General features: G+C 66.2%; 5 protein-coding genes and 1 pseudogene. All 6 read left to right on the top strand.

Annotation, left to right across the window (positions count from 1 at the left end; genetic code table 11):
* Positions 1-496: efflux RND transporter periplasmic adaptor subunit (locus tag EOA33_RS18875; RefSeq protein WP_127406269.1), on the top strand; the 496-nt coding region annotated here is incomplete at its 5' end.
* A gap of 565 nt (positions 497-1061) precedes the next feature.
* Positions 1062-1754, top strand: a complete 693-nt coding sequence (locus EOA33_RS18860; RefSeq protein WP_126056020.1) for a GntR family transcriptional regulator — start codon at positions 1062-1064, stop codon at positions 1752-1754.
* Positions 1755-1781: 27 nt separating this feature from the next.
* The gene (locus EOA33_RS18855; RefSeq protein ID WP_126056021.1) at positions 1782-2888 is read left to right on the top strand and encodes a mandelate racemase/muconate lactonizing enzyme family protein; all 1107 of its coding nucleotides are present in this window, start codon (positions 1782-1784) and stop codon (positions 2886-2888) included.
* Between the two features lie 285 nt (positions 2889-3173).
* Positions 3174-3524 (top strand): annotated as a pseudogene (locus EOA33_RS18850) (DUF427 domain-containing protein); the annotation flags it as partial.
* A 356-nt stretch (positions 3525-3880) separates the two neighbouring features.
* Positions 3881-5203, top strand: a complete 1323-nt coding sequence (locus EOA33_RS18845; RefSeq protein ID WP_126056022.1) for a homoserine dehydrogenase — start codon at positions 3881-3883, stop codon at positions 5201-5203.
* Between the two features lie 20 nt (positions 5204-5223).
* Positions 5224-6708, top strand: coding sequence for an FGGY family carbohydrate kinase (locus EOA33_RS18840; RefSeq protein ID WP_126056023.1), 1485 nt, complete (start codon positions 5224-5226; stop codon positions 6706-6708).
* Positions 6709-6913: the final 205 nt, after the last annotated feature.

Below are 6913 nucleotides of genomic sequence, written 5' to 3'. Positions count from 1 at the left end.
GATCTACGTCACCTTCAATCCGAGCGAGACCGATCTCGTCGAAATCGAAGCCGCGAAGGCAGCCGGCCCGATCGCCGTCGATGTTCTGCTGCCCGGTGAGACTGAGCCCAGCCAGAAGGGCGAGCTCACCTTCATCGACAACACGATCGACCATTCGACCGGCACGATCACGGCGCGGGCGACGATCGGCAATGCGAAATTCTCGCTGCTGCCCGGCCAGTATGTGCGGGTCCGGCTGCACGTGAAGGAGCAGCCGAACACGCTGATGGTGCCGCAGGTGGCGCTGGGGTCCAGCCAGCTCGGCAAGTACCTCTATGTCGTCGGCAAGGGCAACACGGTCGACCAGAAGCTGGTCTCGCTCGGGCCGACCGACGGCGACCTGATATCCGTGACATCAGGCATTTCCGAGGGCGACCAGGTGATCACCGGCAATCTGCAGAAGATCGGACCCGGCATGCCGGTCTCGCCGCTGCCGCAACAGAAACCGGCCAGCTGATAACCCCCATCAGTCCCGGTCCCGCGGCGCCCTCGACTCCCACGTCGAGGGTGCCGTTTTGTTGAGAAGTTCCACCAGCCCGGCAATGTCGGCGCGCTCGGCCTTTTGCCGGCAGCATGAAGGCGCAATAGGGCTGGCCGAGGCGCACCGAGACGGGCGATAGCGCGATCAGGCGACCCGCTTCGAGATCGGCGCTGGCCATGATCTTCTGGCCAAGCGCAATTCCCAGCCCCAGCCTCGCGGAGGATACCGCCAGGCTGGACAGGCCGACGCGGCGGCCATGCGAGGGATCCGGCGCGCGATTGCCGCCGGAGGCGCCGAACCATTCCGCCCAGCTCGGGTTACACCGCGCACCGCGTCACCACGGTCGAGGGCGAGCGCCAGCGCATGATCGCGGTGTTCTCTACTACGAGCGGCCCGGCGCAATGTTCAGCGAGGAAGAGCGGATCAGCTTCTACGGCCGGGCGGCTTGAGCCATCGACAAAATTCCGGAATTCGTAAATTGCCCTCTTGTTGGATTGTCGACAATCTGCTTGTCTTGCAATCCCTCATCCGGAGTAGGCGCATGGCGAAGCTGGATTTCAGTCCGATCGCGGATACGACGCGGAGGGCAGAGATCGTCGCGCTGCTCAGACGCGCCATCCTGACCGGCCAGTTGGAACCAGGACAGAAGCTCAACGAGCTCAGGATCTCCGAACAGATGCGGGTGAGCCGCGCGCCGTTGCGCGAAGCGATGCGCGAATTGGTCCAGGAAGGCATCCTGAACAGCATTCCTTACGCCGGCACCTTCGTCATCGATGTCACCGCCAAGGACATCATCGACGCCTATTCGCTCAACAAGGTGCTCGACGAATTCGCCATCGAATGCACCTGGCCGCTGCGCGACCAGCGCTTCTTCCACGAACTCGACCGCCGCCACGAAGCAGTGAAGCAGGCGACGCGGGCGCTCGACACCACGCGCCAGATCGAGACTGCGCTGCAATTGCATGGCCTCATCTACGAATGGGCCGACAATTCCGTACTGCTCGAGACCTGGCAGCGCCTGACCAGCCGGCTGCAGATGTATTTCGCCCTCCACCAGCAGGCCCGCGCCGAGCCGGTACCCGCCGAGGATGTGCATGACACCTATGTGCGCCTGCTCAAAGGCAACGACATGCGCGCCGCCCAACGCCATGCGCGCGAACATATCGACCTCGATTTCGAGGAGCTTCTCGCCTATGCGCGCGGCCTCGAAAAGCGCGCATCGAAGGGCGCCTGACCAATCCCGCAGACAACGGACGACAACGTGAAGATCAAGAGTATCAAAGCCTACCATGTCGTGCAGCCCTTCGTGGACGGGCCCTACCGCATGTCGAAGGGGCGCGTCGCCGATTGCTTCGACGCGGTGATCGTCGCCATCACGTCCGACAACGGCGTGACCGGCTGGGGCGAGATGGCGCCGCTCGGCAATTTCTACTCGGCCGCGTTCCCGGCCGGCACCCGCGCCGGCGTGCCGGAAATCGCACCTCATCTCATCGGCCAGGATCCGCGCGGCCTTGCCGGCATCGGCCGGCTGATGGACACGGTGTTCAAGGGCCACCCCTACATCAAGTCGGCGCTCGACATGGCCTGCTGGGACCTCGCGGCGCGCGCCGCCGATGTGCCGCTGGTGACCATGCTCGGCGGCCGCGAGAGCGAGACGGCGGAACTCTACAGGGTCGTCACGCACGGTACGCTCGATCAAATGGCCGCGCTTGCCAGGCGCATCGTCGCCGAGGGCTACCACCGGCTGCAGGTCAAGGTGGGCGGCAATGTCCGCGACGATATCGAGCGCGTGACGGTGGTCGCTGCCGCCGTGCCGAAGGGCACGGTCATTTTCTGCGACGCCAACGCCGGCTGGACGCCTTATCAGGCGCGCCAGTTCGCCGACGCCACGCGTGGCATCGACTACACGTTCGAGCAGCCCTGCACGACGCTCGACGAGAACATGTCGGTGCGCCGCATGCTCGACAAGCCGATGGTGCTGGACGAATCCGTCACCTCGCTGGAGGAGATGCTGGAAATTCACCGCAGGGGTGCCGCCGACGGGCTGACGCTGAAGATCTCGCGACTGGGCGGCGTCACCAGGACGCGTCAGATCCGCGACGTTGCCGTCGACCTTGGCTTCATGATCACGGTCGAGGACACCGGCGGCGCCGAGATCGATACGGCTGCGATGGCGCATCTGTCGCTGTCGACGCCGGAAGAGCGCCGCCTGCACGCAATCGCCTTCCACGAATGGGTGACGGTGCGCACCGCCTCGAACAAGCCGCCGGTCACGGGAAGCCGCATGGGCATTCCCGACGGGCCCGGCCTCGGCATCGACGTGGTGCCGGATCTGCTCGGCAAACCGTTCTTCGAGATCGGCGGCTGAAGATGAATATCCGCCGCATATCGGCAACGCCGATCAACCTGCGGCTGGAAGCGCCCTATCAGTGGGTATTCGACGAGCTCGACGGCTTCTCGCCGACCATCGTCGAGGTCGAGACCGAGGATGGTCTCGTCGGCCTCGGCGAGGCGCCGACGCCTGGCGGCGGCCGCCGTCGTCAACGATGTGCTTGCGCCACGCCTCGTTGGCCGCGACGCCTTCGACATCGCAGGCGCCGAGCAAGCCTGCCTGCCCTTCTGGACCGGGGTGCAGTCGATCAACGACCGCACCCGCATCATCCTCGACGGTGAGCAGGTGGCCGATTCACGGCGCGGCGTGTTCCTGTTCGAGACCGGCCATCCGGTGCGCCACTATCTGCCGATCTCGGACAGCAGGCTCGATATGTTTGCGCCCAGCCGCTACATCTCGCGCTGCCCCTACAAGGGCATCTCCAACTATTACCATGTGACGACCAGCACCAGGCGGCACGAGAACCTCGTCTGGTACTATCCCGAGCCGGTGCACGAGGCCGAACGCATCAAGGGGCTGGTCTGCTTCCACCACGAACTGGTCGACAAGATCCTGGTCGACGGCGTCGAAATCCCGAAAGAGGCTACAGCGGCGTCCGACGGGTATTTCTGAGCGGCGAATCTTGCGTCATCCGTCGCGGGCGAAGCAACGTAGCGGGATGAAACAATCACCGCCTCGATCCTTCGCGCCCCCTCTGTCCTGCCGGACATCTCCCCCTTGGGGGGAGATTGGCAGCTTGGGCGCCCCGCTCAGTCCTGCAAGGTTGAGCATTAGCGAAGGCGCAGCGACGGCTGATCTCCCCCCTTGTGGGGAGATGTCCGGCAGGACAGAGGGCGAGGACCCGTCGACGGCGAATTGATTCCCCCCGGCAACGCCGAAATGTCGGTTGAAATATTTTTCAAATAGAAATAGGAATGTTCAAAAGATCATTTCGGCGCAGCGGCGCGCCAAGGACCGGAGGAAGCGACATGTCCCATCCGCAATTCGCAGCGGAGCTCCTGCAGCGCGCTGAAAAGCACGGGCCGATCACCATCGGCCTGGCCGGCGCCGGGCAGATGGGGACGGACATCGTCGTCCAGGTCGCGCTGATGCCGGGCATGCGCATCGGCGCCATTTCCGAGGTCCGGCCGCAGGCGGCGATCGACGCCGCTCTGCTTGCCGGCCATGACCGCGCTGACATCGTCCAGGCGCCCAACGCCGCGGCCATCGACCGCGCCATCGAGGCCGGCAAGATCGCCGTCACCGAGGATTTGCATGCGCTTGCCGCCGCCGGCCGCATCGACGTCATCATCGACGCCACCGGCAACCCCAACATCGGCACGCTGTTCGCCCTCGAAGTGATGAAGAACGGCAAGCACATCGTCATGCTCAATGTCGAGGCCGACATCACCATCGGCCGCTTCCTCAAGGATGAGGCGCGCAAGGCAGGCGTGGTCTACACCGGCGCCGCCGGCGACGAGCCCGCCTGCACGCTGGAGATCATCGGCTTCGCCAAGAGCCTCGGCTTCACAATAGTCGCCGCCGGCAAGGGCAAGAACAATCCGCTGAAGATCGACGCCATGCCGGCCGACTACGAGAAGGAGGCCAGCGAGCGCAACATGAACGCGCGCATGCTGGTCGAGTTCGTCGACGGCTCGAAGACGGCGATCGAGATGGTGGCGATCGCCAACGCCACCGGCCTGGTGCCGGACGTGCCGGGCATGCACGGCCCGACGGCGACACTCGAGGAACTGGCAGGGGTGCTCTGCCCGCGCGAGGACGGCGGCGTGCTGCACCGCAAGGGCGTGGTCGACTATTCGATCGGCAAGGGCGTGGCGCCCGGCGTCTTCTGCATCATCGAGACGAAGCATCCGCGCGTGCTGGAGCGCATGATCGACCTCAAGGTCGGCAAGGGCCCCTATTTCACGATCTTCCGCCCCTATCATCTGACCAGCCTGGAAGTGCCGCTCTCGGCGGCGCGCGCCGTGGTCTACAAGCGCGCCGACATGGAGCCGCTCGACCATCCGGTGGCGGAAGCCGTGGCGGTCGCCAAGAGCAACCTCGGCGCCGGCCAGTCGCTCGGCATGATCGGCGAGAACGACTATCGCGGCTTCGCCATGACATGGGAGGACGCGCGTGCCAGGGGCGCACTGCCGCTCGGGCTGGCCGAACGCGCCAAGGTGGTGAAGCCGGTGAAGGCCGGCGACTTCCTCACCTATGAAAACTGTGTACCCGACGATTCGATGGTGATAACCCAGATCCGCCGTCGTCTCGACCAGTCGGACGGACGGTTCGTCACCAACGCCGCCTGATATTTTCGGATCCCCGCCTGATGGACGATGTCGTAATCGGGATCGACGCCTCGACGACGGCCGTGAAGGCGATCGCTTTCGCGCGGAACGGGGCGGAACTGTTCCAGGCGCGCGAAACCTACCCGCTGTCAAACCCGGCGCCCGGCCATTTCGAACAGGACGCCGAGCACTGGTGGACGGCGCTGCTTGCCGCGGTGAAGCAGGTCGCCGGCAAGGTCGGCGGCTCGCGCGTGGCGGCGATTTCCATCGCCCACCAGCGCGAGACGTTCACCCTGATCGACGCTGCCGGCAAGCCGCTCATCCCGGCGATCCTGTGGCTGGACGAGCGCGCCCGCCCGCAAGTGGCACGGCTTTCGGCCGAGCTCGGCCGCGAGGCGATCCGCGACTGGAGCGGCAAGCCGCCGGACCCGACGCCGGCGCTCTATGCGCTTGCCTGGCTTGCCGAACACCGGCCGCAGGCGCTCGGCCAGGCGGCGGCACTCGTCGACGTGCACGGGTTCTTCGTCCACCGGCTGACCGGACGGCTGGTGACCAGCACCGCGAGCGCCGATCCGCTCGGCCTGCTCGACATCAAGACCGGTACCTGGCATCCCCGCCTGGTCGAGGCCGCCGGGCTGCGGCCGGAGCATTTGCCGGAGCTGGTCGGGCCGGGAGAAATCTGCGGCGGCCTGAGCGAAAGCGCCGCCGCTCTGACCGGCCTGCAGGCCGGCACGCCCATCATCGCCGGCGCCGGCGACGGCCAGGCGATGGGCCTCGGCATGGGCGTCTACGGTCCCGGCAAGAGCTACCTCTCGCTGGGCTCCGGCGTCGTCAGCGGCAACTATGCCGGCGCGGTCGCGACATCGGATGCGTTCCGCACGCTGGTCTCACCGACCGGCTCCGGCTTCATGCTGGAGACGGTGCTGCGCTCGGGCATGCAGCTGGTCGACTGGATCGTGCGCACCACCGGTGCACCCTCCGCCGCCATCCTGGAGAAGGCCGCGATGGAGGTGCCCGCAGGCAGCGACGGCCTGCTGGTCATGCCGTACTGGGCCGGCGTCATGAGCCCGTACTGGGATGGTGCTGCGCGCGGCGCCATTGTCGGCCTGTCGCTCGACCATGAGCCAAGACATCTCTTCCGCGCGGTGCTGGAAGGCATCGCCTTCGAGCAGGCGATCGCCACCGCTGCGATGGAGGAGCGGACCGGCAAGGCAGAGGCGATGATCGCGGCTGGCGGCGGCGCCAATTCGACGCTGCTGATGCGGATCATGGCGAACGTGCTGGAACGGCCGCTCTCGGTTTCGCCGGTCAACGAGGCGGCCGCACTCGGCGCCGCCATGCTGGCGGCATCCGCCGTCGGATGGTTCGCTTCGCCGGAAGACGCGGCAATGGCAATGGCCGCGCCACCGGCAAGGCGCGTCGACCCGGTCGATGCGCTGGTGCCCGCTTATCGCGCGCGCAAGGCAATCTACCGCGACCTCTATCATGCGACGCGTGACATCCATGCACGGCTCGGCGCGGCCTGAGCCGGGCCGCAATCTTGTGTCTGGCGCAGCCGGTGTTAGGCTGCCGCGCGCGGCGGACGATTGCTCATGATTAGAGAATTCCATCTTGCGGCCTTGCCCTGGCTTGTCGCCCTGGGGACCCTGCCGATGCCGGCACTCGCCGGCAACGCGCCGGCATTCGAGCTCAAACTCGACATCGACCGTGACGGCAAGATGGACAGGGTTG

Source organism: Mesorhizobium sp. M4A.F.Ca.ET.050.02.1.1 (assembly GCF_003997725.1).
Classification (GTDB): Bacteria; Pseudomonadota; Alphaproteobacteria; order Rhizobiales; family Rhizobiaceae; genus Mesorhizobium.
Note: the sequence above shows the minus strand (reverse complement) of the source record. Positions and strands in the feature narration are given on the sequence as shown.